Source organism: Caulobacter mirabilis (assembly GCF_002749615.1).
Taxonomy (GTDB): domain Bacteria; phylum Pseudomonadota; class Alphaproteobacteria; order Caulobacterales; family Caulobacteraceae; genus Caulobacter; species Caulobacter mirabilis.
In genome coordinates this window covers 3,830,863-3,856,222 of record NZ_CP024201.1, presented here as the reverse complement: position 1 = coordinate 3,856,222, position 25,360 = coordinate 3,830,863, and the positions used below count along the sequence as shown (strand labels likewise).

Sequence of the window (25,360 nt, the reverse complement as noted above, 5' to 3'; positions counted from 1 at the left end):
AATCTAAGTAAGATATATTATCAATTTAGTTGACATATAGCGTCTCCGAACTAGGCGTTGGCGACGTTGCGAGGGAAGGGAAGAGCCGTGTCGGGTGGACCGCTGGAAGGACTGATCGTCGTCGAGGCCGGACAGCTGATCGCGGGGCCGTTCTGCGGCCAGCTTCTGGGCGACCTGGGCGCGACCGTGATCAAGATCGAGCCGCCGAGGATCGGCGACCCGATGCGGGCCTGGGGCCGCGGCGCGCCGGTCTGGTGGGAGGTCATCGCCCGCAACAAGAAGTCCGTCTCGATCGACCTGCGCAAGCCGGAAGGCCAGGGCCTGGCTCGCCGGCTGATCGACGGCGCGGACATCCTCATCGAGAACTTCCGACCCGGCACGCTGGAGGGCTGGAACCTCGGTCCCGACCAGCTTCACGACACCAATCCCGGCCTGATCGTGGTGCGGATGTCGGGCTACGGCCAGACCGGCCCCTACAGCACCCGCGCCGGCTTCGGCGGCATCGGCGAGGCCATGGGCGGATGGCGCAACATCGTCGGCGAGCCGGACCGTCCGCCGTCGCGCATGGGCGTCTCGATCGGCGACAGCCTGGCGGCGACCTACGGCTGCATGGGGGCGCTGGCGGCGCTGGAGCACCGCCGCAAGACGGGCAAGGGCCAGGTGGTCGACTCGGCCCTGTACGAGGCCGTGCTGCAGGTCATGGAGAGCCTGGTCCCCGAGTATGTGGCGACCGGCCAGGCCCGCGAGCGGTCGGGCGCCATCCTGCCCGGTATCGCACCCTCGAACGTCTATCCCTGCAGCGACGGCGAGTATCTGATCGGCGGCAACGGCGACGGGGTGTTCAAGCGCCTGTGCGAGGCCATGGGCCGGCCGGAGCTGGCGACCGATCCTCGCTACGTCGACCACGCTTCGCGGGGGGCGAACCAGACCGAGCTGGACGACCTGATCGCCGACTGGACCCGCACTTTGACCGTCGACGAGGTCGAGGCCCTGATGACCGAGCACGGCGTGCCGGCGGGGCGGATCTACAAGCCTGCCGACATGCTGGCCGACCCCCATTTCGCCGCTCGCGAGGCGATCATCGAGGTCGACCATCCGAAGTGGCCCGGCCTGAAGATGCAGAACGTCTTCCCCAAGCTGTCGGCGACGCCGGGCGGCGTGCGCAGCATCGCGCCTCAGACCGTGGGCGAGCACAACGACGAGATCCTGGGAACCCGCCTGGGCTTCGACGGGGACGCGCTGGCCCGGCTTCGGGAGAGCGGGATCATCTAGCTAGGAGCGCACACCGATGCGGCTGACCCAGACCCTTCGCCGGGCCGTTCTCGTGCGTCCGGATCATACGGCTACGATCGACGGCGACCGGGTTCGCACCTGGCGCGATGTGCAGGATCGGGTGGCGCGGCTGTCGGGCTCGCTGCGTCGGCTGGGCGTCAAGGAGGGCGACCGGGTCGCCGTCCTGGCGAACAACTGCGACCTCTACTTCGAGGCCTATTTCGCCATCCTGTGGAGCGGCGCCTGCATCGTGCCGCTGAACACCCGCCTGGCCCAGGCCGAGACCCGGTTCCAACTGCAGGACGCCGGTGCGAGCGCGCTTCTGTTCGGCGAGGAGTTCGCGGCCGTCGCGGCCGAGCTGAAGCCGCAGCTGCCGGGCGTCACTGCTTGGATCGGAATGGACGGCGCCGGCGGCGCGGCCGACCACGCGTTCGAAGACCTGGTCGCCTCGGGCGAGCCGGCTGCCGAAGTGGAGCGCAAGGCCGACGTCCTGGCCGGCATCTTCTACACCGGCGGCACCACCGGCCTGCCCAAGGGCGTGATGCTGACCCATCGCGCGCTGTCGGCGATGGCGATGAACCTGACCATGTCGCTGAAAGTCGACGAGACCATCGTCAACCTGCACTCGGCGCCGATGTTCCACCTGGCCGACATCGGCACCTTCATGGCCACCATGGTCGGCGGGACCCACGTCTTCGTCCGCAGGCTCGACGAGACCGTCATGCTCGACCTGATCGAGCGCTGGGGGATCACCCACATCTTCACGGTGCCGGCGATCATCGACCGCCTGGCCCGGCATCCGCGGGGGGACATTGCGCGTGGGCTGAAGGTGCTGGGCTACGGCGGCGCGCCGATGCCGCTGGGGACCTACGACGTCGCCCGGGCGCGGTTCCCGGATGTCGACTTCGTCCAGGGGTTCGGCATGACCGAGATGGGCGCCCACACCTTCCTGGAGGCCCGGCATCACCGGCCGGGCGCCGATCCGGAGAAGATGAAGTCCGTCGGACAACCCTGCTACGGCTACGAGATCAAGGTCTGCGACGAGGCCGGAAACGAGGTTCCGCGCCGGACCCTGGGCGAGATCGTCGGCCGCGGCGATAACATGATGGCCGGCTACTGGAACCGCCCGGACGAGACCGCCAAGGCGTTGCGGGACGGCTGGATGTGGTCGGGCGACGCCGGCTTCATGGACGAGGACGGCTTCGTCTACATCACCGACCGGTTCAAGGACATGATCGTGACCGGCGGCGAGAACGTCTATTCGATCGAGGTCGAGAACGTCGTCTCGCGCCATCCGGCCGTGGTCGAGTGCGCGGTTATCGGCGTGCCGGACGACAAGTGGGGCGAGCGGGTCCACGCCATTGTCGTGCTCAAGCCGGGCGAGGCGCTGGCGTTCGAAGCCCTGGCCGCCCACTGCCGCGCCGAGATCGCCGGCTACAAGACGCCCAAGAGCCTCCAGGTGCTGCTGACGCCGCTGCCGCGCAGCGCCGCCGGCAAGGTGCTCAAGACCGACCTGCGCGCGCCCTGGTGGGAAGGCCGCGAGAAGCGGGTCTAGTCGAGATAGCCGCTGTCGGCCACGAAGGCCTTCACAGCCGCCGCGTCGCGGACGTCGAGCTCGATCATCCGCTTGAGGGCCGCCCGCTTGTCGGACGCGCGCTCGTGGTAGGTTTGGCAGATCCGGTAGCCGACGAAATAGCCCAGGTCGCCGACCCCGAACGGGTTGTCGGTTCCATTGTACAGCCAGTTGTCGTAGGGGCCGTCCATCTCGGCCTTGAAACGGGTCTTGATCTCGGCCTCGTGCCGGGGGCCGTAGTCGAAGTAGGGCAGGGCCGGCCGCCGGCCGGTGACCTGCTCCGCAACGAACTCCGCCACGCCTTCCAGCACGGCCTGGGCCAGCAGGGTGTCGCCGACGTTGGCCGGTTGCTGGGTGTGCGCCAGCTCATGCATGTTGAGCAGCACCAGGCCTTTGGAGGGTTGGGTGCGGAAGTAGCCGGCCAGACGGGTCCGATCGCGTTCAGGCAGTTCGGAGACATCGATGCTTTCGTCCCCGAAGGCCAACTCCGCGCCGATCAGCACCTTGTCGCCCTGGGTCGTTCCGGACGAGCGCAGGCAGCCGATCGAATAGGTGATGCTGGCCGGGCGCAGGCCCGGGTAGAGCGCGCGGAAACGCTCGATATAGGGCGGCAGTTGCGCGGTCACCGATCCCGCCAGCGCTGTCCGTGGACGGACCGAGGCCCAGAACTTCGGATAGCTCTGGATCTGCTTCAGATAGACCTCGGGCGTGCAGCGCCGCGCCGCCATGAAGGCTGTCAGCCCCGGCGAGGCCTTGTCGACGTAGAGCCGCTTGAAGGTTGCGAGCTGCTCTGCGGGATCGTCGATCTTCCGGATGGCGTCGTAGGCGGTCCAGAAGTTATCGATGTCGCTGGTTGAGGTCGTCGGCGTCGCCGCCGAGGCGCCGGCGGCCGCGACCAGGGTCGCCAGAGCCAGGCCGGCCTGCGCCAGACGTCTGCCCAGAGTCATCGCCCGCCCTCCACGATACAGGGCGGCAACCTTCTCCGCGCCGGGGGGCGAGGCAACTTAACTCGCGGCAATCTTGTCTGAGCTCGTGGCCTCGACAACCGTATGTCTTCGCGAAGGCGGGGACCCAAGCTGCCGACCGAACCTGTCCTCCTTGGCGAAATCGCACAGTCGGCCTGGGTCCCCGCGTTCGTAGGGACAATCGGAAGACGTCTAGACGACGCCGGCGAACAGGCGCGACGGCGGGCAGTTCGTGCGTGGGCGACCCTCGCGTACGCGGTTCGCCCAGTCGGCGTCCGCCAGCATGCCGCGGCCCACGGCGACCAGGTCGAACTCGCCCGCGTCCAGCCGGCGCGAGATCTCCTCGACAGGCTCGGGCGCACCGGTCTCGCCACCGAAGGTGCGGATGAAGTCGCCGCTCATCCCGACGCCGCCGGCGACGATGGTCGGAACGCCCAGCAGCGTCCGCACCCAGCCGGCGAGACCGAGCGGCGAGCCTTCGAACTCGGCTTGATCCCAGCGCAGCTGGGAGGCGCTGATTACGTCCACGCCCGCGTCGACGAAGGGTCCCAGCCAAGCCTCCAGCTCGGACGGCGTCTCGACCAGTTGTGCCGAAAGGTCGGCCGACTTCCATTGCGAGACACGCAGCAGGACCGCGAAATCCGGGCCGACGGCGGCGCGGACGGCCTTCACCGCCGCCAGCGGAAAGCGGCTGCGCTCGGCGAGCGTCGCGCCGCCCCAGCGGTCGGTGCGGTCATTCGTGGCGCGCCATTGGAACTGATCCAGCAGGTAGCCGTGGCCGGCATGGATCTCGACGCCGTCGAACCCCAGCGCCCTGGCCTCGGCGGCGGCCTGGGCGAAGGCGGCGATGGTCGCCTCGACCGCCGCCTCGTCCATGACGACGCCGCGCTTCAGACCCGGCGCCTGGCGGCCGGAGGGGCTCTCGAACGGGACAGACGGCGTCCAGGCCTGGCCCGGCTTGGCCGTCGCGCCGCAATGCCAGAGCTGGGGGACGATCGCGCCGCCCGCGCCTTGGACGGCGTCGATCACCGTCCGCCAGCCGCCGAGCGCCGGGCCGTGCAGCTTCAGCGAGCAGGGGTCGTTGCCGGCCGCCGGCCGGTCCGGGTTGACGCCCTCGGTCAGGATCAGCCCGGCGCCGCCCTCGATCCGCCGGCGGTAGAAGTCCTCCAGCGGCGCCGGATCGCCGCCGGGCGCGGCCCAGCGCGCCATGGAGGCCATGGCGATCCGGTTGGCCGTCCGCAGCGATCTGGCCGCGAATGGGCGGAACAGGGCCTCGACCGACATCTAGCGGACGTCCGCGTCTCCGCGGCCCGTGTCCAGGAAGTCGCGGCCGACATCGCCCTCGGGCGCGGCGATCTCGACGATGCGCTCGTCGACGTCGTCGTACTCGAGCCGCAGCGCCCGGGTCATCACGGCATGCATGTCGTACAGGCAGGTGATGTAGGTGAACTCCAGGATCTCCTCGTCCGACAGGAAGGTCTTCAGCCTGTCGAACACCGGGTCCGGCACGCGGCCGTTCTGCAGGGTCAGGTAGTCAGTATAGGCCAGGACCGCGCGCTCGTTCTCGGTGAAGCAGTCGGCCACTTCCCAGTGCGGGATGGCGGCGATGCGTTCTTCGCTGACGTTCAGCCCACGCAGGGACTTGCAGTGCTGCGAGAAGACGAACTGGCTGCCCTTGTTCCAGCCGGCGCGGGTCTGGCCCAGCTCGCGCAGGACCGGATCGATCTTGCGGTTGGGGCTGCGGTAGAAGCCGAAGCCCTGGCAAGCGTGGTGCAGGCAGTCCGGCACCAGCGCGAAGACCGTCCACCAGTCGCCGGGGGTGCCGGTCGCGGTGCCGGGCTCGGCCACTGGATCGCGATCGCCGAACAACAGGTTGTACATGCGCAGGCCGGTGCCCTGATCGACCTCGGCGCGGGGGACCTGACGAAGACGGGGCATGGGCTAGACCTCCACCGTGGCGCCCTGGGGCGCGTGCCGGACGTCCTCGGCGACGAAGGCTTTCGTGCTCGCCGCGAACTCCATCATGATGCCGTTGGGGTCGGTGAAGTAGACCGACCGGACGAAAACGCCGTCGTGCAGCTCGCCGCAGACGCCGCTCTCGCTGTCGTCGTGGTTCACGATGACCGGGATGTGCTCGACGCCGGCCGCCTTCAGGCGGGTCAGACAAGCCGACAGCTCGCCCTGGGCGACGTCGAAGGCCAGGTGGTTCATCGAGCCGATGGCCGTCTTGGAGTCGCTGGGGAACTTGCGGACAGAGGCGACGCCTGGCGCCGCCGCTGGGGTTTCCGGCCACCAGAAGAAGGCCACGGCCGTGTCGCCGCCGCAGTCGAAGAAGAAGTGCTGGCCGCCGTCCGGCAGGGCCACGGTCTTCACGAGGGGCATGCCGAGCACCTCCGTGTAGAATGTCACGGTCTCCTGCATGTCCCGGGCGACCAGGGCCACATGGTTGATGCCGGTTGTGCGCATGTTTCTCTCCCCACAGGCCCCAACGAGGAGCCGTCGTTGAGGCCAACCTAGAGAGCGCTTCCGTATTTCGTCAACTAAACTGATAAATAACGGGTCCCGACGCACGGTGTTACCGCGTTGACGGCGCCACGGTTCAGCCTAGTGTGCCCGCATATCCGCAGCATCGCGAAGCGAGTCCATGATCGGCGCCGAGACCCTCATCGTCCCCCTCCTCCAGGCCTTCTTCTGGTTCGACGACGGGTTGCAGAGCTATCTCCAGGCGCGGGGCTGGAACCAGGTGACCCGTCCGCAGTCGATGGTGATGGCCAACGTCGTGATCGGTTTCCACAAGCCCTCCGACATTGCCCGCAACCTGGGCATCAGCCGCCAGGCCGTGCACACCACCATCAACCAGATGGTTGAGCTGGGCATGCTGGAGCTGCGCGACGACAAGGACGACCGTCGCGCCAAGATCGTCGCCGTCAGCGACAAGGGGCGGGCGATGGGCCGCGACGCCGACGATGCGATGGCCGCCCTGACCGCGGAACTGAAGCGGCGGATCGGACCGCGCAACGTCGAAAACCTGATCAAGGCCTTCAGCGCGGAGTGGGGAGAGTCCCCCACCCAATGGCCCGAGGTCGCCAAGGGCGCCTGAACGTCAACGCGAGGCAGCGTTGAATCGTCAATCCGATCGCCTCAGGCTTGTGGTTGGCCGTGCTCTATCGTCAATGCTTTGAATAATAAGGAAAATGGCCTCCCCGGCGTCTAGGGATGGCTCCAGACAGTGATCCATAAAGGTCAGTCTGATTTACAAAATTCACGGCAATATCGTCATCTAGATTGACAAAGAGCGGGTGCGGGGCATCTTCCCGGGCAACAGCCGATCGTCGGCTGACCGATAACAAGGGGAGGATCACGATGCGCCATCCGGCGACCATTCGCATGTTCGCGTCCGCAGGGGCCCTGGCCCTGATCGCCGCCCTGGCCGGCGAGGCCTCGGCGCAAGAGGCCCAGCAGGTCGAGGAGATCGTGGTCACCGCGCAGAAGCGCGAGCAGAACCTGCAGGACGTGCCGGTGGCCGTCTCGGCGTTCGGCTCGCAGCAGCTCGAGGCGCAGTCCGTCCAGAACCTGACCGACCTCAGCGCCAAGGCTCCGAACGTCGTCCTGGCTCCCGTCGGCGCCTATCCCTACGCCAGCGCCTTCTTCATCCGCGGCCTGGGCTTCGCCGACGTGGAGTCGACCTTCGAGCCCTCGGTCGGCGTCGAGATGAACGGCGTCTACCTGGCCCGCAACAGCGGCGCGCTGCAGGACTTCTTCGACATCGAGTCGGTCGAGATCCTGCGCGGCCCGCAGGGCACGCTCTACGGCCGCAACACCATCGGCGGCGTGGTCAGCGTCCGCACCAAGAAGCCGGTCGTCGGCGCCGGCTTCAACGGCGCGGTCCAGGTGACCGTCGGCGACCACGGCCGCCAGGAAGGCCGCCTGGCCGTCGAGGTCCCGCTGGGCGACGTCTTCGCGGCCCGCGCCTCGGTGCTCTACAAGAGCTACGACGGCTACAACCGCAACGTCACGCTGAACAAGCGCGAGGGCGACAACGAGGTCCTGTCGGGCCGCTTCACCCTGGTCGCCAAGCCGTCGGATACGTTCGACGCCAGCCTGGTGGTCGACTTCGACCAGGAGGACGGCTCGGGCGGTTCGTTCCGCAACGCCTCGCTGCCGGGCAACGTGTTCTACCAGCTCAGCCCGACCACCGGCGCGCCGGGCGCGCCGCCGTTCACCGCCGACCAGATTAACCAGGCCAAGAACGTCTACAACGTGTTCAGCGGCACGCCGTCGTTCGCCGAGATCGACACCTGGGGCGTCGCCCTGACGGCCAACTGGCATCTCGACTACGGCACGCTGACCAGCATCACCGGCTACCGTGAGTTCGACGACCTGGTGCAGAGCGACTACGACGGCAGCGCGGCCAACATGTTCGCCGCCCTCCGCGACCAGACCCACAAGCAGTTCAGCCAGGAGTTCCGCCTGGCCGGGGAGTTCGGCGACAAGGTCGACTACGTGCTGGGCCTGTACTTCATGGACCAGGAGTACGCGATCACGAACACCCAGAGCGGGCTCCTGTTCGGCGGCGCGTCCCTGAAGCAGATCGCCAGCCAGGAAAACCAGGCCTGGGCCTCGTTCGGCCAGCTCGACTGGCATGTCGACGACAAGATGACCATCACCGCCGGCGGCCGCGTCAGCTACGAGAAGAAGACCTTCAAGAACCAGCCTCTCGGCAGCCTGGTGTCCCGGACGTTCGAGGACGAGTGGGGCAACTTCTCGCCGAAGGTGGGCGTCAACTACGAGTTCACCCCGCGGGTCATGGGCTATGTGACCTGGTCGCGCGGCTTCCGCAGCGGTGGGTTCAACGGCCGCGCCTCGCGCCCCGAGACGGCCGGTCCGTACGATTCCGAGACCGTGGACAGCCTGGAAGCCGGCGTGAAGAGCGAGCTCTTCGACCGCCGCCTGCGCCTCAACGGGGCGGTGTTCACCAGCAACTACTCGGACATGCAGGTCAGCAGCCAGCGCTTCATCGGCGGCAAGTACGAGTCCGTCGTCCTGAACGCCGGCGAGGCCCGCATCAGCGGCGCCGAGGCGGAGGCGCTCTGGATCGTCGGCGGCGGCTGGCGCCTGAACGCCAACGTCGCCTACCTGGACGCCGAGTTCGTGAGCAACTTCACCGACCTCGACGGCAACGGCGTGGCCGAGGACAACAGCGACCTGCCGATGGCCTATGCGCCGAAATGGTCGGGCAGCGTCGGCGTGAACTACGTCCGCGACACGCCGCTGGGCGAGTTCGGCTTCAACGCCAACGCCGTCTACACCGACGACATGTACACCTCGGGCGGGGCGCTGAACCGCGTCTCGAACGTCCAGGTCCGCCCGTCGAACACCCTGGTCGACGCCACGATCTCGCTGACCGGGACCCAGGGCTGGAAGGTCTCGCTGTGGGGCAAGAACCTGATGGACGAGGAGGTGATCAACAACACCTTCAACATCGGGCCGCTCGGCAATCTGCGCATCTACCAGGCGCCCCGCACCTGGGGCCTGGAGGTCGGCTACAAGTTCTAGAGACCCGCTCTCCCTCGATCAGAGCGACAACCTGAACCCCGGGCCGCCCCTCGGCCCGGGGTTCTTCTTTATCGGCTCGCCGAGCGGCGGCAGGTGATCGAATATCATCAATTAGATTGACGATATGGCATGGGCGGAAGACACTGCGCGGAAGTTCGCCGGAAAGGCGGCGCGTCATGGGGAGGAAGCTTTGATCGACCTGCACGGGGTCTCCACGCCCAACGGCCACAAGATCTCGATCATGCTGGCCGAGACCGGCCTGCCGCACCGCCATATCCGCTACAACCTGCTCGAGGGCGAGCATCTGAAGCCCGGGTTCCGGGCCATCAACCCGAACCATCGCCTGCCCGCGATCGTCGATCACGACCCGGTAGGCGGCGGCGAGCCTTTGGCCCTGTTCGAGTCCGGCGCCATCCTGATCTACCTGGCCGACAAGTCCGGGCGGTTCCTGCCGGCGTCTCCCCGCCTGCGCCACACCGCCATCCAGTGGCTGATGTGGCAGATGTCCGGCCTCGGCCCCCAGCACGGCCAGGCCCACCACTTCCTGCGCTATTGCCCCGAGCCGCCCGAGTACGCCGTCGAGCGCTACGGCCGCGAGGCACGCCGTCTGTTCGACGTCCTGGACCGCCGCCTGTCCGAGGTCGAGTTCCTGGCCGAGGAATACTCGATCGCCGACATGGCCTGCTGGCCGTGGGTGCGGGCGGCGCGGGCGATCGACCTGGATATCGCCGAATGGCCGTCGATCCAGGCCTGGTATCGCCGCGTCGGCGAGCGCAGGGCGGTGCGCGAGGGCGCCGCCGTGCCGGAGAACGACCCGGCCGCCGGCCGCCACATGAGACTCAACCCAGACCAATGGTCCGTGCTGTTCGGCGACAGGATGCTCGCCGCGGCGCGCAGCTAGCCGAGGACGCTACCCCCAGTGACCGACATTCCCCCGCCCGCCGGGCCCTCCAACAAGGACCGGCGCTGGGCGCTGATCGTCCTCGTGGCCATCTCGACGGTGGCCTTCATCGACCGCTCGATCCTCAACACGGTCGGCCAGGCCATCAAGGACGACCTGCAGATCACCGACCTGCAGCTGGGCCTGCTGGGCGGCGCGGCGTTCGCCATCCTGTACGGCGTGCTGGGCATCCCCGTCGCGCGCCTGGCCGAGCGCAAGAGCCGCGTGGCCATCATCAGCGTCGCCCTGGCCACCTGGTCGGCGATGACCGCCCTGTGCGGCTTCGCGGGCAACTTCGCCCACCTGCTGCTGGCCCGGATCGGCGTCGGGGTCGGCGAGGCGGGCGCGGGCGCGCCGTCGCAGTCGCTGCTCTCCGACTACTATCCGCCGGAGAAGCGCGCCTCGGTGTTCTCGATCCTGGGCCTGGCCACGCCGATCGGCATCGTCATCGGCGGCCTCGGCGGGGCCATCGTCGCCCAGCAGTTCGGCTGGCGCGCCGCCTTCCTGGTGGTTGGCATTCCCGGCCTGCTGCTGGCCCTGGTCTCGTGGCTGACGGTGAAGGAGCCGCCGCGCGGTTTCTCCGAAGGCCGCAACGACACCGACCCGGCCCCGAAGTTCGGCGTGGTTCTGAAGCGGCTGTTCTCCAGCAAGACCTTCCGCAACATCCTGGTCGCCGCGATCATCGTGAACTTCGTCGGCTTCAGCGGCATGAGCTTCCTGCACCCGTTCATGGTGCGGACCTTCAATGTCGACTACACGACCGCCGCCTTCGCCTTCGTGGTGGTCAACTCGATCTCGCTGGCGGGCGGATACCTCGCGGGCGGCTTCATCACCGACCGGCTCGTGAAGAAGGACGTGCGCTGGTACGGCTGGGCGCCGGCCATCGGCATGCTGCTGGCCGGACCGGCCTACATCCTGGGCTTCCTGCAGACCGAATGGATCGCCGCCATCCTGGTGCTGATCCTGCCGGGCCTGTTCTCGGGCGTGTACTTCGGTCCGACCTTCGCCGTGACCCACAACCTGGTCGAGCCGCGCATGCGGGCCTCGGCCACGGCCATCCTGTCGCTGCTGATGAGCATCATCGGCATGACCACCGGCCCGATCGTCACCGGCTGGCTGAGCGACCACTTCGCCCAACAGGCCTTCGCCCTGGGCGACTACGCCGCGATCTGCCCGACGGTCGCCAAGGGGACGGCCCTGGCCGACAGCTGCCGCCTGGCCTCGGCGGAGGGCATCCGCAACGCCCTGGTCATCGTGGTGACGCTGTTCTGGCTGGCCGCGCTGCACTTCTTCCTGGCCGCCCGGTCGGTGAAAAGGGAGCTGGCGACAGGGTAAAATAAAGGCCGCCTCCTTGCGGGGGCGGCCTACGCCGAAACCGGCGAGGTGAGGGCCCTCCCGTGCGGCGAGGGCCCTATCTCGTTCAGACGTCCTGTTCTCAGGCGGCCTGTTCGTCCCAGCCGCCGGCCAGGGCCTTGAACACCGACACCTGGTAGGTGGCGACCAGGGCCTGCGACTGCGCCAGCTGGGCGTCCAGGTTGGCCAGGGTCCGCTCGGCGTCGAGCACCTGCAGGAAGCTGTCCACGCCGGCGTCGTAGCGCTGGCGGGCGAGCTTCGCCGCCAGGGCGCTCTGGTCGCGGGCGCGGGTCAGCGTCTGGCGACGCTCCAGCTCGCGGGCATACTGGCTGAGCGCCGTCTCCGCTTCCTGGAGGGCCGTCAGGTTGGCCTTCTCGAACCGCGCCAGGGCGCCGTCGGCCGCGGCGCCCGACTGGGCGATGCGGGCCTTGGCCACGGCGATGTTCGGGAAGTTCCAGGAGATCAGCGGCCCGAGGTTGAAGGTGAAGTCGTCGCCCAGGTCGCCGGCCTTGGCCGCGCGGGTCGAGATGTTCCCGCCCAGCGTCACCGACGGATACAACGAGGCCGTGGCCACGCCGATCCGGGCGGTCGCCGCGGCCAGCTCACGCTCGGCCTGACGAACGTCGGGACGGCGCTTCAGCATCGAGGCGCCGTCGCCGACCGGGATCGCCGAGGCGACCTGCGGCACGGTCTTGCACAGCTTGGCGATCTCCGGAGCATCGGCCGGCGGCCGGCCGGTCAGCACCGCCAGGCGGAACAGGGCCGAGGCCCGGCTCGCTTCCAGCGTCGGGATCGCCGAGCGGGTGGTCTCCACCAGGGCCGCCGCCGAGGCGACGTCCATGGCCGAGCCGGCCCCGACCTGCAGCTGGCGGCTGGTCAGGTCGTAGGTCTCCTGCTGCAGCTTCAGGGTGCGGCTGGCGATCTCGATCTGCGACCCGGCCGAGCAGGCGTCGGCGTAGGCCCGGGCCGTCTCCGCCGCGACGGAGACGCGCGTGGCCTCCAGCGCGGCGGCCGCGGCGTCGGTGTCCGCGCGGGCGGCCTCGACCGAGCGGCTGACCCGCCCGAACAGGTCGACCTCGTAGGACATGTCGAACCCGGCGGAGAACGAGTCGCCCTCGGAGAAGGCGCCGTCGACCGGGTTCTGGGTCCGGGCGCGGGCCGCGCCGGCGCTCGCCGTCGTCGACGGCAGGCGGCCCGCGCGGGTCTCGCTCAGGCTGGCGCGGACCTGGGCCAGGTTGGCCTGGGCCACGGCCACGTCCTTGTTCGCCTCCAGCGCCTGCCGAACGAGACCGTCGAGGGATGAGTCATCGAACAGCCTCCACCAGTCGGCGGGGGGAGCTTCCTGGCTGAAAGCCGGCGAAGCGCTGGAGACGAACGCCCCGCTATCGCCGCCGGGCGCACCCGGGTGGACGTAGTCGGGGCCCGTGGCGCAGGCGGCGAGGACGGTCGCCGATGCGCCAAGGATGAGGAGAGTGCTGAAACGCTTCATCAGTGCGCTCCTTCGACTTGAGCCTGGTCGGCGGGCGGAAGCTTGCGCTTCTTGCCCTTGCCCTGCGGCAGCTTCGCCGAGATGGCGCGGCAGACCACATAGAAGACCGGGGTGAAGACCAGGCCGAAGAAGGTCACGCCGAGCATCCCGAAGAACACCGCCGTGCCGAGGGCCTGACGCATCTCCGCGCCCGGACCGGTGGCGATGGCCAGCGGCAGCACGCCGAGGATGAAGGCGAACGAGGTCATCAGGATCGGCCGCAGACGGGTCCGGGCGGCGGCGATGGCCGCGTCGAACCGGTTCAGGCCTTCCTGCTCCTCGGCCTGCTTGGCGAACTCCACGATCAGGATCGCGTTCTTCGCCGCCAGGGCGACCAGCACGATGAGGCCGATCTGCGTGAGGATGTTGTTGTCCAGCCCTCGCAGGTTCACGCCCAGGATCGCGGCGAGAATACACATCGGCACGATCAGGATGACCGCGAGGGGCAGGGTGAACGCCTCGTACAGGGCGGCCAGCACCAGGAAGACGAACACCACCGCCAGGACGAAGACCAGGGCGCCGGTGTTGCCGGCCGCCTTTTCCTGGAAGGCCAGTTCCGTCCACTCGTAGCTGTAGCCGTTCGGCAGGGTCTTGGCCGCCAGGCCTTCCATCGCCTTCAGCGCATCGCCGGAGGAGACGCCCGGGGACGCGGAGCCTTGCAGCTCCGTGGCCGGGAACAGGTTGTAGCGGACCACCCGGGCCGGACCGGTGTCGTCGTGCAGGTTGGCGACCGAGCCGAGCGGGACCATGCCGCCGGTGTTGGAGCGAACCTTGATGTTGGCGATGTCCGTCAGGTCGTCGCGCGCGTCCGGCTCCGCCTGCGCGGTGACCCGGAAGGTCCGGCCGAGCAGGTTGAAGTCGTTGATGTACGACGAGCCCAGGTAGATGCCGAGGGTGTCGAAGATCTGCGACGGCTGGACGCCCAGCAGCTGCGCCTTGTCACGGTCGATGTCGGCCGTCACCCGGGGCGAGCCGGTGTTGAAGAGCGAGAACACCGCCTGGGTCTCGGGCACCTGTTGCGCCCCGCCCATCATGGCCATGGTCACGCCTTCCAGCTGGCGATAGTCGCCGCCGCCGCGATCCTGGATCATCATCTTGAAGCCGCCGCCGTTGCCGAGGCCTTCGACCGCGGGCGGGGCCAGGACGAACACCTGGGCCTCTTCGTACTGGCTCGCGGCGCCCATGATGGCTCCGGCGATCGCCTGAGCCTTCAGATCGGCCGTCTTGCGGTCCTCGAAAGGCTTCAGGCGGACGAACAGGGTGGCGGAGTTGGAGCCGGCGGAGAAGCTGGAGCCGTCGAGGCCCGCGAAGCCGGCGATGCTGTCCACGCCCGGCGTCTTGAGCACCGTGTCCGTGAGGCGTTGCATCACCGCGTCGGTGCGCTCGAGCGAGGCGCCGGCGGGCAGGTTCACGACGCCGATCAGCACGCCCTGGTCCTGGTCGGGGATGAAGCCCGTCGGCGTGGCCATCAGGCGCCAGCCCGTGAGGCCGAGCAGGCCGGCGTAGACGATCAGCACGATGCCCGAGGCGCGGACCAGCCGGGCCGTGGTGCGGCCGTAGCGATCGCTCAGCCAGTCGAAGCCCTGGTTGAACTTGGCGCCGACGACCCGGAGCGGCTTGAGCCAGCGCGGACCGTGGTCGACCTCGTGGTCGACGTGCGGCTTGAGCAGCAGGGCGGCCAGGGCGGGCGACAGGGTCAGCGAGACGATCAGCGAGATCACCGAGGCGGCCGCGATGGCCACCGCGAACTGGCGGTAGAACTGGCCGGGGATGCCGCTGACGAAGGCGGTCGGAATGAACACCGCCAGCAGCACCAGGCCGATGGCGATCAGCGCGCCGGAGACCTCGTCCATGGTCCGGTAGGCCGCCTCCTTGGGCGACATGCCTTCCCGTATGTTCCGCTCGACGTTCTCGACCACGACGATGGCGTCGTCGACGACGATGCCGACGGCGAGGACGAGGGCGAACAGCGACAGCGAGTTCAGCGAGAAGCCGAGCGCCAGCTGCACCGCGAACACGCCGATCAACGCCACCGGAATGGCCAGGATCGGGATGATCGCCGCGCGCCAGGTCTGCAGGAAGACCACGACCACCAGCATCACCAGCAGCACGGCTTCGAACAGGGTGCTCTGCACCGCGTTCACCGAGGCCTGGACGTATTCGGTCGGGTTGTAGGGCACCGTGTAGACCACGCCCGGCGGGAAGCCGCTCTTGGCTTCTTCCACCACCTTCATCACGCGTTCCGAGGTCGCCAGGGCGTTGGAGCCTGGGGCCTGGATGACGGCGAGGCCGATGCCCGGCTTGCCGTCGAAGTAGCCGCGGATGGAGTAGTCCTGAGCGCCGAGCTCGACGCGGGCGATGTCGCGCACGCGGGTGATGCGGCCCTGGGCGTCGGTCTTGATGACCACGTCGCCGAACTGGGCCGGATCGCTCAGACGGCCCTCGACCTGCACCGGCAGCTGGAAGTCGGCCGGCTTGCTGGCGAAGGGCGCCTGGCCCAGGGCGCCGGCGGCGACCTGGACGTTCTGGCTCTGCAGGGCGGCGATGATCTCCGGCGCGGTCAGGTCACGAGCCGCGGCCTTGGCCGGGTCGATCCAGATGCGCATGGAGTAGAGACCGCCGCCGAACACCTGGACGCCGCCCACGCCCTCGACCCGCAGCAGGGAGTCCCGCAGCGTGGCGTTGGCGTAGTTGCCCATGGTCTCGAGATCGGTGTTGGGATCGGTCGATTTCAACGCGACCAGCAGCAGGAAGCCGGTGGCCTGTTTCTCGACGTTGATCCCGATCTGGCGGACCTGGGCGGGCAGGCGCGGCTCGGCCAGGGCGACGCGGTTCTGGACCAGAACCTGCGCCGCATCGAGGTCGGTGCCGGGCTTGAAGGTGACGGTGATCGCCGCCACCCCGTCCGCTGTCGAGGACGAGGACATGTAGAGCATGTTCTCGACCCCGTTGATCTCCTGCTCGATCGGCGCCGCGACCGTGGACGCGAGCGTTTCGGCGGAGGCGCCGGGGTAGGTGGCGCGCACCTGGATGGTGGGGGGGGCGATGTCCGGGTACTGCGACAGCGGCAGCTGCGGCAGCGCGAACGCGCCGATCAGGGTGATGAACACCGAGATCACGCCCGCGAAGATCGGGCGATCGATGAAGAACCTGGAGAAGTTCATGGGGGGAGGACTCTTCCGGGCCTAGTTCGCGCCGACGGGCGTCGCGACCGAAGCGGGCGGGATGCTGGGGGCGGGCGCCTGGCCGACCGGACCGGACTTCGGACGGGTGATCGCCACCGTCTTGGCCTGGACCTTCACGCCGGGCTGCTGGACACGCTGGATGCCGTTGACGATGACCTTGTCGGTCGGCGTCAGGCCGCTGCGGATCACGCGCAGGCCGCCGCTGAGCGGGCCGAGCTGCACGGGCTTCACGGCGACCGAACCGTCGGCGTTCGCGACGTAGACCACCTTGCGGGCGGCGTCCGAAGCGATGGCGGTGTCAGGCAGGAGCATGGCCTGGTAGGGCGCGGCGCCTTCGAGACGGGCGTGGCCGAACATGCCGGGCTTCAGGAAGTTGCCCGGATTGTTGATCACGGCGCGCATGCGCACCGCGCCGGAGCCGCCATCGAGGGCGTTGTCCGAGAAGTCGACCTTGCCGGTCCAGTTGTAGTCCGGCTCGTCCTGCAGCTTGACCTTCACGGTCGCGCCGCCCTTGGCGCCGGCGCGCTGCGCTTGCAGCAACTGGGCTTCGGAGGCGTCGAAGGTGAAGTAGATCGGGCTGGTCGAGACGATCGTGGTCAGGACGTCGCCGGCCGAAGTGCCGCCGGCGATGACGTTGCCCGGATCGACCCGGCGGTCGGAGACCGTGCCGGAGATCGGCGCCGTCACCCGCGTGAACTCGACGTCCAGTTGGCGGGCGCGGACCTCGGCGTCGGCGACCAGCGCCGCGGCCTTGCGGCTGTCGTACAGCTCGCGGGAGATCGCCTGGGTGGCGACCAGGGCCTCGGCGCGCTCCAGCTCGCCGCGGGCCTGGGCCGCGCGGGCCTGGGCCGAAGCCAGGGCCGCCTGCGCCTGGCGCGGGTCGAGGGTGAAGAGCAGCTGACCCTTCTGGACGTACTGGCCGTCGCGGAAGTGAACCGCCTGCACGAAGCCGCCGGCTCGCGCGCGGACCTCGACCTGCTGCGGCGCTTCGAAGCGGCCGACGAAGTCAGACCAGTCGACGACGGTTTCCTGAAGCGGCGTCGCGACGGACACCTGAGGCGGCGGCGGGGCGCCTTGCGCCTCCGGTTTTCCACAGCCGGCGAGCGCTACGGCCGTAATCAGGCCGAGCGCAGTGAAAGCGGGCAATTTCCGCATGAGTTGGACCCCTCGATCGTAGTCCGTCCGGCCCTGGGAGGAGGGGCCAAGTCAACGGTTGGTGACTTATAAGGGGAGCGCCATTATATAAGTCAACGAGCGATGACAAAAAAATCAAAGGGCGGGAAATGACCCTCACCGACGCCGCTGGAAACAAGATCCGCAACGCCGCCATGACCCGCGCCGCCATCCTCGAGGCGGCTCGGAAGCGCTTCGCGCGCGAAGGTTACGACGGCGCCAGTCTGCGCGAGATCGCTTCCGACGCGGGCGTCGACGCCGCGCTCATCAGCCGGTACTTCGGCTCCAAGGACGAGCTGTTCATGGAGGTGGTGTCCCTCGCCTGCGAGCCCAATCCGGAGTTCTTCGATGGCGACCCGGCGGGCTTCGGCGAGCGCATGGCGACGGCGTTGCTTGAGGACAAGCTGGCCGACGCCAAGCTGGACATGTTTCTCATCATGCTGCTCTCCGCGTCTTCCCCTAAGGCAGCGGAGATGGTGCGTGTGTGCAGCCGGGGCAAGTTCTTCGAGTTTTTTCAGGATTGGCTCGGCGGTCCCGACGCCGATATCCGCGCCCGCGTGGCCTCCAACATCATGATGGGCATGAGCCTGGGACGCGTCATCGACGACATGCCGGACATGCCCGCGGATCGACGGGACAAGATGCGTGACCGCCTGGCCAGGATCATCCAGGCCGCGATCGATCCCTAGCCGAGGTTTGACTGCCGCGCGGGTTCGGCGGATCGTCCGGCGGACGGGCGCGAGGGCGGGACTTGGATCAGGCGCGGGACGTAACGGGCGATCGGGCGGCGGCGCTGGCCAACGGCTTCCGGCTGCTGGCCCAGGCGCCCGACCTGGCCGCTGAACAGGCCGACGAAATTCTGCGCGCCTTCCCAGGAGATCCCGAGACTTCGCTGCTGCGCGGCCTCGCGCTGGCAAGGCTCGGCAGGCCGCGCGAGGCGATCCCGGTTCTGCGGCGGGCGGCCGGCGCCGGCGCGGGCGGGCCGGCCGCCTGGCAGGCGTTGAGCGAACAGCTGGCTCTGGTCGGCGATGATCGTGGCGTCGAGGCGGCGACCGCCGGCCAGATCCGCGCCTCGGTGTCCGAGCCGGCGCTGGTCGAGGCCGCGACGGCGCTCTTCGACAATCGCCTGGCGGTCGCAGAGGCCGGGTTGCGGGCCTATCTGCGCGATCATCCGACCAATGTGGCCGCGATCCGCATGCTGGCCGAGGTGGGCGCGCGCCTGGGCCGCTACGAGGACGCCGAGTTGCTGCTGTCGCGCTGTCTCGAGCTGGCTCCGGGGTTCGCAGAGGCGCGCTACAACCATGCCACGGTGCTCTACCGCCTGGGCCGGCCGGACGAGGCGATCGCTCAGCTGGAGCCGCTTCTGGCGCGGGCGCCGCGTCATCCCGGCTATCGCAATCTCAAGGCCGCCGCCCTGGGCCGCATCGGCGAGTACGAGCAGACCATCGCCCTCTACCGGGACGTCCTCGCCGACCATCCTGACCAGCCCAAGGCCTGGATGAGCCTGGGCCATGCGTTGAAGACCGTCGGCCGGGCGTCGGAGAGCGTCGAGGCCTACCGGCGAAGCCTGGCGCTGGAGCCGAGCCTCGGCGAGGCTTGGTGGAGCCTGGCCAACCTGAAGACTTGGTCGTTCGCCCCCGCCGACCTGGAAGCCATGACTGTCCAGGCGGCGCGTTCGGATCTCTCCGACGAGGACCGCTTCCACCTGTCCTTCGCTCTCGGCAAGGCGCTGGAGGACGCGGGGCGCTATGGCGAGTCCTGGGTCCGCTATGCCGAGGGCGCGAAACTGCGGCGCGCGGGGATCGACTACGACGCCGAAGCCGTCACGGCGCATATGGAACGGTCGAAGGCGGTGTTCACGCCGGCCTTCTTCGCCGAGCGTGCGGACTGGGGCTGCGACGCGGCCGATCCGATCTTCGTGGTCGGCCTCCCGCGCTCGGGATCAACGCTGATCGAGCAGATCCTGGCCAGCCACTCGGCGGTCGAGGGCACCATGGAGCTGCCCGACGTCATCTCGATGGCGCGCAGGCTGGGCGGACGTCGCCGCCGCGCCGACCCGTCGCGCTATCCGGAGATGCTCAGCGAGCTGGACGCGGAGGCGGTCCGCGCCCTCGGCGAAGAGTACCTCGACCGCACGCGCATGCAGCGCAAGCTCGGCCGACCGTTCTTCATCGACAAGATGCCGAACAACTTCGCCCATATCGGCCTTATCCGGCTGATCCTGCCGCGGGCGAAGATCATCGACGCCCGCCGCCATCCGATGGGCTGCTGCTTCTCGGCCTTCAAGCAGCACTTCGCCCGGGGACAGGGCTTCTCCTACGATCTTGTCGAACTGGGCCGCTACTATGCCGATTACGTCGCGCTGATGGCCCATTTCGACGCCGTACAGCCGGGCGCGGTTCAGCGGGTGTTCTACGAGCGCATGGTCGAGGACCCCGAGGGCGAGGTGCGGCGTCTGCTCGACTACTGCGGCCTGCCGTTCGAAGACGGGTGCCTGCGCTTCTACGAGAACGACCGGGCGGTGCGGACCGCCAGCTCCGAACAGGTCCGCCGGCCTATCTTCGCCGACGCGGTCGAGCATTGGCGACACTACGAATCGCACCTGGGGCCGCTCGCCGAGGCGCTCGGCCAGACGTTGGCGCGCTACCCCCAGGCGCCGTCCGACTGAGCCCTCGGCGCCGCGTCTTCGAGCGTTTGCTGGACCGGACGGAGATGGGCCGGGCTTTCCCTTGACAGTCCGCCGCCGGAGGACTCACATCGGAGAACATTGTTCTCGAACGGGGGTGTGCGATGGCGTCCAGTCGTGCGTCGAGAGCTTACCCGCTGCGCGGCCTCACGGGGACCGCGGCGCTGTTGACCACCACAATGCTGACCGGCGTCGGACCGGCTTGGGCGCAAGGGGCGCCGCCGACCGTCGAGGAGGTCGTCGTCACCGCACAGAAGCGCGCCGAGGACCTGCAGGACGTGCCGATCAGCGTCCAGGCCATGGGCGGCGAAAAGCTTGAGCAGCTGGTCGTCTCGGACTTCAACGACTACGCCAAGTTCCTGCCCAGCGTGTCTTTCCAGACCACGGCGCCGGGCTTCTCCAACGTCTATATGCGCGGCGTCGCCAGCGGCGGGGACGGCAACCACTCCGGTCCCTTGCCCAGCGTCGGCGTCTATCTCGACGAACAGCCGATCACCACGATCCAGGGCGCGCTCGACATCCACGTCTACGACATGGAGCGGGTCGAGGCCCTGGCCGGGCCGCAGGGCACCCTCTACGGCGCCAGCTCCCAGGCGGGCACGCTGAGGCTGATCGCCAACAAGCCCAGCACGGCAGGCTTTGCGGCCGGCTATGACGTCACGGGGACCGCGATCGACCACGGCGGTCTCGGCGGTTCGGTCGAGGGCTTTGTCAATGCGCCGCTGTCGGATCGCGCGGCGGTGCGTCTGGTCGGCTGGTATGTCCGCGAGGGCGGCTACGTCGACAACGTCTACGGTGAACGGACCTTCCCGACCTCGGGCGTGACCATCAACAACCGCGATCGGGTCAAGAAGGACTACAACGACGTCGAGACCGTCGGCGCCCGGGCCGCGCTCAAGATCGACCTCGACGACAACTGGACGATCACTCCCACGCTGATGGGGCAGAAGGAGGAGACCAACGGTCTCTTTGCCTTCGATCCGAACGTCGGCGATCTCAAGGTGACCCACTTCTATCCCGAATTCTCGAAGGACCAGTGGTATCAAGCCGCCCTGACCATCGAGGGCAAGATCGGCAGTCTCGATGCGATCTACGCCGGCGCCTACATGAAACGCGACGTCGATTATTCGCTGGACTATTCGGACTACTCGTACTTCTACGACACCTTGATGGGCTACGGCGCCTATATCACCGACGATTTCGGCAACTACATCAACCCGTCGCAGTACATCCAGGCCAAGGACGGCTATACCAAGGAAAGCCACGAGTTCCGGCTGTCGTCAGACAGCGAGGCGCGGTTCCGCTTCGTCGCCGGCCTGTTCTACCAGAAACAGACCCATGACATTCAGCAGCGCTATCGGATCGACAACCTGGCCGCGGCGACCGAGGTGCCCGGCTGGGCAGACACCCTGTGGCTGACCAAGCAGGACCGCGAGGACAAGGACTACGCCGCCTTCCTCGACATGACCTACGACATCACCGAGCGTTTGGCGGTGACCGGCGGTATCCGGTTCTTCAAGGCCGAGAACTCGCTGCGCGGTTTCTTCGGCTTCGGGACGGGCTACAGCTCGACCACCGGAGTCGCGGCCTGCTTCAAGCCCGCGGTGACGGCCAACGCGCCCTGCACCAACCTCGACAAGGCGACCGAGGAGACCGGCAACACGCACCGGATCAACGTCACCTACAAGCTCGACCCGGACAAGCTGATCTACGCCACCTGGTCGACCGGCTACCGGCCCGGCGGGATCAACCGGCGCAGCACCCTGCCGCCGTACAAGTCCGACTTCCTGACCAACTACGAGGCCGGCTGGAAGACCAGCTGGCTGCAGAACAGCCTGCGCTTCAACGGCGCGATCTACCTGGAGGAATGGGAGGATTTCCAGTTCGCCCTGCTCGGCGCCAACGGCCTGACCGAGATCAAGAACGCCGGCCAGGCGCGGATCTTCGGGGTCGAGGCCGACGTCGTCTGGCGAGCGAGCGAGGAGCTGACCCTGTCCGGCGGGTTCGCCTACAACGACGCCCAGCTGACCGAGAACTACTGCGGCTTCGTCGACGCCAACGGCAACCCGGAGACCAACTGTCCCAACCCGGAGGCGCCGGACGGGACGGAACTTCCGGTCACGCCCAAGCTGAAGGCCAACTTCACGGTCCGCTACGCGTGGTCGATCGACGACCTGAACCTGTATGTACAGGGCGCGGTCGTTCACCAGACCAACGCCTGGACCGATCTCCGGATCGAGGAGCGGGAGATCATCGGCAGGATGCCGGGCTACACCCTGGTCGACCTGACGGCGGGCATGGACCGTGACGACTGGAGCGTCGGCCTGTTCCTGACCAACGCCTTCGACGAGCGGGCCAACCTGCACCGCTACGCCGAATGCGCCGAGGCCGTCTGCGGCGCCCAGACCTACATCGTGCCGACCAAGCCCCGGACCTTCGGCGTCCGGTTCGGCCGCAAGTTCTAGGCGCCGGCGAGGGCCCGTTTCTTGATCCGCTTGGCGATCGACCAGCGGTGCACCTCGGACGGACCATCGTAGATCCGGAAGGCGCGGATATCGCGGAAGATCTGGTGGACCGGCGTATCGTCGGTGACGCCCAGGCCGCCGAGCACCTGCACGCAGCGGTCGGCGATGCGGAACAGGGCTTCCGAGACCGCCACCTTGGCGAAGCTGGATTCCTCGGTGCCGGCGCCGTGGCCGTGGACGTCGAGCACGCCGGCGCACCAGTCGATCATCAGCTCGGCCTGTTTCAGGTCGATCTCGTTGTCCGCCAACATGAAGCCGACGCCTTCGTGGTCGATCAGCGGCTTGCCGAAAGCCATGCGGTGCGTGGCGTACTCGACCGCCGTGTCGTGCGCGCGCTTGGCGGCGCCCCACCAGCGCATGCAATGGGTCAGGCGGGCGGGCGCCAGGCGCACCTGGGCGTACTTGAAGCCCTGGCCGATCTCGCCGAGGATCTGGTCGGCCGGCACGCGGACATTTTCGAGCGTCATCATCGCATGGCCGCCCGGCATGGTGCGGTCGATGGTGTCGAGCACACGGTCGATGCGGATGTCGTCGCCGCCCATGTCGGCCAGGAACATGGTCGCGCCGGTCTCGGTGCGGGCCATGATGATGCCGAAGCCGGCGCCGTCGGCCCCGGTGATGAAGGTCTTGCGGCCGTTGATGACCCAATGGTTGCCGTCCTGGACCGCCGTGGTCTGCATCATCGACGGGTCAGAGCCGGCGCCGCCGTCGGGCTCGGTCATCAGGAAGGCCGAGCGTACCGCGCCGGAGGCCAGCGGGCGCAGGAAGCGCTCCTTCTGGGCCTCCGAGGCGACCTTTTCCAGCATCGCCATGTTGCCCTCGTCGGGAGCCATGATGTTCAGCGCCACCGGCCCGAGCAGCGAATAGCCGGCGGCGCGGAAGGCTTGGGCGATCTGGCGATGGTTCAGGCCGTGGCCGCCGAACTCCCTGCCGACGTGCGGCGAGAGAAGGCCGGCCGCCCTGGCCTTGGCCTGCAGCTCGATGCGCAGGTCGTCGGACGGGCCGTGCTTGCCGATGCGGGCGTCGCCTTCGTAGGGGATCACCGTCTCGCGGATGAAGGCGGAGATCCGTTCGACGAGATCGGCGGCGGCGTCGGTCATGAGAGGCTCCCGGACACTGGAATTGGGGGCGGAGATAGCACGCGCGTCCGTCCCCCGGAATGCCGTTCCGCTGGGGAAACTTCGCTTTCTGATCAATGACTTGTCGTTGCGGAAGCTTGCCGCAACGGACACAATATTGACATTACGGTAAATATGATCGAGCTTTCGGCGGCCTCGCCTTCTCAGGAGCTTCCATGTCTCGTTCCGGCCTCGCGTTCGCGATCGTCGCCTTGCTGGCCGGGACGCCGGCCGTCGCCTCGTCCCAGGATCCCGCTACGCCGCTGATCGGCCGGTGGAAGACCGAACGCCAGGGCGGGGTGGTCGAGATCCACCGCTGCGGCGAGGCTCTCTGCGGGCGGGTCGTCGACGGCGCGCCGCTGCGGACCAATCCGGATCAGCGCGACGTGCGCAACGGCAACGCCGCGCTGCGCTCGCGCAAGGTCATGGGGCTGCGGGTGCTGGAGAATCTGACGGGCGGTCCGACGGAATGGAAGGGCGGCCCGGTCTATGATCCCGACAGCGGCGACCGCGGGACCAGCAGCCGTATCACCCTGGTGTCGCGCGATGTGATCAAGCTGAAGGGCTGCGTCGGTCCCATCTGCCGGACCCAGACCTGGACCCGGGCGAAGTAGCCGCGCTCAGATCGTCAGCGGTCGGTTTCCGGTCTCGACGGCGCCGATGTAGCCGAGGGTCGAGGCGCGATAGATCGCCTGCGACCGGCCGGCGACATCCAGCTTGCGCGCGGCGTTGGTGACGTGGAAGCGGACCGTCGGCAGCGAGATCTGCACGATGTCGGCGATCTCCGCGTCGGTCTTTCCCGCCGCCGCCCATTTCAGGCACTGGATCTCCCGCCGGGTCAGGCGCACCGGCGGCGCGCTGGCCTCGATCCCGTGTGCTTCGTGATAGGCCGATAGCAGACGCAGGGCGAGCGCGTGCAGGCTCTCGGCGCGGGCGGCGAAGATGGCCTCGACATCGAGCGTGCTATCCGGCGAGGCCCAGACGATCGCGCCGATGGCCCCGCCCGGCAGATACACCGGGGCGACGATGGCGGCTCCCAGCGCGGCGGTCTCCATCTTCTCGTAGCTGAACACCTCGATCGCCGGACAGGGGCGCCAGGTCGCGAACCGGCCGCCCGAGTAGAAGAACGGTTCGGCGCAAGCGCGCGCGGCGTGGACCAGCGGCGACTTCAGCGCGAAGGAGCGGTCCTTCCAGTACTCAAGGGTCGGGTCCATCCAGCGGAACAGCGTCTCCGCGAAGGGGCGTCCGTCTGGCCCGCGCATGGGTTCGGGACTGCCGATGTCGGCGCTGACGGCGATGTAGGGCAGGTCCATTTCAGCGCCGACCGTCTGCACGCGTTCCGCGAGTTCAACGATCAATCGCATGGTGGTAGAAATCGGCATCGGACCCCGGGGGACAGCGCCCCTATCAGTTCCGCTAGCTTGTCGTCGAAGGGGGTCCTCCGCAAGCTGTCGAACGATGCTCGCCATCGCGACGCACCCAAACA

19 protein-coding genes are annotated in these 25,360 nt (G+C 68.3%); 10 read left to right on the top strand and 9 right to left on the bottom strand.

The features are described 5' to 3' along the window. Positions 1-87: 87 nt before the first annotated feature. On the top strand, positions 88-1,272 hold the full coding sequence (locus CSW64_RS18175) for a CaiB/BaiF CoA transferase family protein (protein ID WP_216361207.1): 1,185 nt from the start codon (positions 88-90) through the stop codon (positions 1,270-1,272). A 16-nt stretch (positions 1,273-1,288) separates the two neighbouring features. Beyond that, positions 1,289-2,827 (top strand): long-chain-fatty-acid--CoA ligase, encoded by a 1,539-nt coding sequence (locus tag CSW64_RS18170; RefSeq protein WP_099623421.1) that lies wholly within the window; start codon positions 1,289-1,291, stop codon positions 2,825-2,827. Here the strand turns inward: CSW64_RS18170 and CSW64_RS18165 are convergent. The 4 genes from CSW64_RS18165 to CSW64_RS18150 all read right to left on the bottom strand — a co-directional run bounded on the left by CSW64_RS18165 (position 2,824) and on the right by CSW64_RS18150 (position 6,276). Further along, positions 2,824-3,792 (bottom strand): DUF2268 domain-containing putative Zn-dependent protease, encoded by a 969-nt coding sequence (locus tag CSW64_RS18165; protein WP_150131450.1) that lies wholly within the window; start codon positions 3,790-3,792, stop codon positions 2,824-2,826. The genes CSW64_RS18170 and CSW64_RS18165 overlap by 4 nt on opposite strands. Positions 3,793-4,002: 210 nt before the next feature. Next, positions 4,003-5,094: an oxidoreductase gene (locus CSW64_RS18160; protein WP_099623420.1), complete on the bottom strand. Its 1,092-nt coding sequence runs from the start codon at positions 5,092-5,094 to the stop codon at positions 4,003-4,005. Further along, positions 5,095-5,748 (bottom strand): carboxymuconolactone decarboxylase family protein, encoded by a 654-nt coding sequence (locus CSW64_RS18155; protein WP_099623419.1) that lies wholly within the window; start codon positions 5,746-5,748, stop codon positions 5,095-5,097. 3 nt (positions 5,749-5,751) lie between these two features. Beyond that, on the bottom strand, positions 5,752-6,276 hold the full coding sequence (locus CSW64_RS18150; RefSeq protein WP_099623418.1) for a VOC family protein: 525 nt from the start codon (positions 6,274-6,276) through the stop codon (positions 5,752-5,754). 178 nt (positions 6,277-6,454) lie between these two features. On the opposite strand from CSW64_RS18150, the gene CSW64_RS18145 reads away from it, so the two are divergent. The 4 genes from CSW64_RS18145 to CSW64_RS18130 all read left to right on the top strand — a co-directional run bounded on the left by CSW64_RS18145 (position 6,455) and on the right by CSW64_RS18130 (position 11,641). Next, positions 6,455-6,910: a MarR family winged helix-turn-helix transcriptional regulator gene (locus tag CSW64_RS18145; protein WP_099623417.1), complete on the top strand. Its 456-nt coding sequence runs from the start codon at positions 6,455-6,457 to the stop codon at positions 6,908-6,910. A 263-nt stretch (positions 6,911-7,173) separates the two neighbouring features. Then, the gene (locus CSW64_RS18140; RefSeq protein ID WP_099623416.1) at positions 7,174-9,366 is read left to right on the top strand and encodes a TonB-dependent receptor; all 2,193 of its coding nucleotides are present in this window, start codon (positions 7,174-7,176) and stop codon (positions 9,364-9,366) included. 190 nt (positions 9,367-9,556) lie between these two features. Then, positions 9,557-10,267: a glutathione S-transferase C-terminal domain-containing protein gene (locus tag CSW64_RS18135; protein WP_099623415.1), complete on the top strand. Its 711-nt coding sequence runs from the start codon at positions 9,557-9,559 to the stop codon at positions 10,265-10,267. 18 nt (positions 10,268-10,285) lie between these two features. Beyond that, on the top strand, positions 10,286-11,641 hold the full coding sequence (locus CSW64_RS18130; RefSeq protein ID WP_099623414.1) for a spinster family MFS transporter: 1,356 nt from the start codon (positions 10,286-10,288) through the stop codon (positions 11,639-11,641). A 100-nt stretch (positions 11,642-11,741) separates the two neighbouring features. On the opposite strand, the gene CSW64_RS18125 is transcribed toward CSW64_RS18130, so the two are convergent. The 3 genes from CSW64_RS18125 to CSW64_RS18115 are packed head-to-tail and all read right to left on the bottom strand — an operon-like array spanning position 11,742 to position 17,527. Continuing rightward, entirely contained in the window at positions 11,742-13,148 is a 1,407-nt protein-coding gene (locus CSW64_RS18125; RefSeq protein ID WP_099623413.1) for an efflux transporter outer membrane subunit, read from the bottom strand. Beyond that, positions 13,148-16,351, bottom strand: a complete 3,204-nt coding sequence (locus tag CSW64_RS18120; RefSeq protein ID WP_099623412.1) for an efflux RND transporter permease subunit — start codon at positions 16,349-16,351, stop codon at positions 13,148-13,150. The genes CSW64_RS18125 and CSW64_RS18120 overlap by 1 nt, the downstream gene beginning before the upstream one ends. A 21-nt stretch (positions 16,352-16,372) precedes the next feature. Next, positions 16,373-17,527 (bottom strand): efflux RND transporter periplasmic adaptor subunit, encoded by a 1,155-nt coding sequence (locus CSW64_RS18115; protein WP_099623411.1) that lies wholly within the window; start codon positions 17,525-17,527, stop codon positions 16,373-16,375. A 128-nt stretch (positions 17,528-17,655) separates the two neighbouring features. Between CSW64_RS18115 and CSW64_RS22425 the strand changes: the two genes are divergently transcribed. The 3 genes from CSW64_RS22425 (at position 17,656) to CSW64_RS18100 (ending at position 22,696) form a co-directional block, all read left to right on the top strand. Next, entirely contained in the window at positions 17,656-18,234 is a 579-nt protein-coding gene (locus tag CSW64_RS22425; protein WP_099623410.1) for a TetR/AcrR family transcriptional regulator, read from the top strand. 62 nt (positions 18,235-18,296) lie between these two features. Then, positions 18,297-20,213, top strand: coding sequence for a tetratricopeptide repeat-containing sulfotransferase family protein (locus CSW64_RS18105; RefSeq protein WP_099623409.1), 1,917 nt, complete (start codon positions 18,297-18,299; stop codon positions 20,211-20,213). Positions 20,214-20,335: 122 nt separating this feature from the next. Continuing rightward, complete coding sequence (locus tag CSW64_RS18100; protein ID WP_099623408.1) at positions 20,336-22,696, top strand: TonB-dependent receptor; 2,361 nt, start codon at positions 20,336-20,338, stop codon at positions 22,694-22,696. Here CSW64_RS18100 and CSW64_RS18095 read toward each other — a convergent pair. Further along, positions 22,693-23,856 carry an acyl-CoA dehydrogenase family protein gene (locus CSW64_RS18095; protein ID WP_099623407.1) on the bottom strand — a complete coding sequence of 388 codons (1,164 nt, stop codon included), beginning with the start codon at positions 23,854-23,856 and terminating at the stop codon, positions 22,693-22,695. The two genes, CSW64_RS18100 and CSW64_RS18095, sit on opposite strands and share 4 nt — an antisense overlap. Before the next feature lie 194 nt (positions 23,857-24,050). Between CSW64_RS18095 and CSW64_RS18090 the strand changes: the two genes are divergently transcribed. Continuing rightward, positions 24,051-24,488 (top strand): DUF2147 domain-containing protein, encoded by a 438-nt coding sequence (locus CSW64_RS18090; RefSeq protein WP_099623406.1) that lies wholly within the window; start codon positions 24,051-24,053, stop codon positions 24,486-24,488. Between the two features lie 6 nt (positions 24,489-24,494). Here the strand turns inward: CSW64_RS18090 and CSW64_RS18085 are convergent, their stop codons facing one another. Continuing rightward, a complete protein-coding gene (locus CSW64_RS18085; protein WP_245863760.1) occupies positions 24,495-25,238 on the bottom strand; it encodes a helix-turn-helix transcriptional regulator in 744 nt (247 codons plus the stop codon). Between the last annotated feature and the right edge of the window lie 122 nt (positions 25,239-25,360).

What these genes read in the sequence shown, in the direction of transcription:
- CSW64_RS18170 (WP_099623421.1), top strand. Translation starts at nt 1,289, where the DNA reads ATGCGGCTGACCCAGACCCTTCGCCGGGCCGTTCTCGTGCGTCCGGAT.
- CSW64_RS18165 (WP_150131450.1), bottom strand. Translation starts at nt 3,792, where the DNA reads ATGACTCTGGGCAGACGTCTGGCGCAGGCCGGCCTGGCTCTGGCGACC.
- CSW64_RS18160 (WP_099623420.1), bottom strand. Translation starts at nt 5,094, where the DNA reads ATGTCGGTCGAGGCCCTGTTCCGCCCATTCGCGGCCAGATCGCTGCGG.
- CSW64_RS18155 (WP_099623419.1), bottom strand. Translation starts at nt 5,748, where the DNA reads ATGCCCCGTCTTCGTCAGGTCCCCCGCGCCGAGGTCGATCAGGGCACC.
- CSW64_RS18150 (WP_099623418.1), bottom strand. Translation starts at nt 6,276, where the DNA reads ATGCGCACAACCGGCATCAACCATGTGGCCCTGGTCGCCCGGGACATG.
- CSW64_RS18145 (WP_099623417.1), top strand. Translation starts at nt 6,455, where the DNA reads ATGATCGGCGCCGAGACCCTCATCGTCCCCCTCCTCCAGGCCTTCTTC.
- CSW64_RS18140 (WP_099623416.1), top strand. Translation starts at nt 7,174, where the DNA reads ATGCGCCATCCGGCGACCATTCGCATGTTCGCGTCCGCAGGGGCCCTG.
- CSW64_RS18125 (WP_099623413.1), bottom strand. Translation starts at nt 13,148, where the DNA reads ATGAAGCGTTTCAGCACTCTCCTCATCCTTGGCGCATCGGCGACCGTC.
- CSW64_RS18120 (WP_099623412.1), bottom strand. Translation starts at nt 16,351, where the DNA reads ATGAACTTCTCCAGGTTCTTCATCGATCGCCCGATCTTCGCGGGCGTG.
- CSW64_RS18115 (WP_099623411.1), bottom strand. Translation starts at nt 17,527, where the DNA reads ATGCGGAAATTGCCCGCTTTCACTGCGCTCGGCCTGATTACGGCCGTA.
- CSW64_RS22425 (WP_099623410.1), top strand. Translation starts at nt 17,656, where the DNA reads ATGACCCTCACCGACGCCGCTGGAAACAAGATCCGCAACGCCGCCATG.
- CSW64_RS18100 (WP_099623408.1), top strand. Translation starts at nt 20,336, where the DNA reads ATGGCGTCCAGTCGTGCGTCGAGAGCTTACCCGCTGCGCGGCCTCACG.
- CSW64_RS18095 (WP_099623407.1), bottom strand. Translation starts at nt 23,856, where the DNA reads ATGACCGACGCCGCCGCCGATCTCGTCGAACGGATCTCCGCCTTCATC.
- CSW64_RS18090 (WP_099623406.1), top strand. Translation starts at nt 24,051, where the DNA reads ATGTCTCGTTCCGGCCTCGCGTTCGCGATCGTCGCCTTGCTGGCCGGG.
- CSW64_RS18085 (WP_245863760.1), bottom strand. Translation starts at nt 25,238, where the DNA reads ATGCGATTGATCGTTGAACTCGCGGAACGCGTGCAGACGGTCGGCGCT.